This is a genomic window from Pseudomonas sp. FIP_A4, from assembly GCF_036701605.1.
GTDB classification, from domain to species: domain Bacteria; phylum Pseudomonadota; class Gammaproteobacteria; order Pseudomonadales; family Pseudomonadaceae; genus Stutzerimonas; species Stutzerimonas phenolilytica.
On record NZ_JAYDXP010000065.1, the window covers coordinates 1 to 269 of the forward strand.

Below are 269 nucleotides of genomic sequence, written 5' to 3' on the forward strand. Positions count from 1 at the left end.
GGCTGTAGTCCCGGTTCCCCTGCCGCCGGCAGGGGCCGGAGTTCCCTCTCATGACTTTCCCGCCCGCAGGCGCCCCGCTTGGCGGCGCAGCGGAGGCGGGAGTCGGATGCGAGTACGTACCATGCACGCGCTGATTCCGCCGCAGGTGTTCGAGCAGCTCAAGCCCGAGCTGGTGAGCCCGCTGGTGGTGTATCTCGCCAGCGAGCAATGCCAGGACAGTGGTGGGTTGTTCGAGGTTGGCGGTGGCTGGATGGGCAAGGTGCGCTGGG

Annotated in this window: 1 pseudogene; it reads left to right on the plus strand. The window is 68.4% G+C overall.

Annotation, left to right across the window (positions count from 1 at the left end):
* Positions 1 to 94: 94 nt before the first annotated feature.
* Positions 95 to 269 (plus strand): annotated as a pseudogene (locus U8L64_RS00530) (serine/threonine protein kinase); the annotation flags it as partial.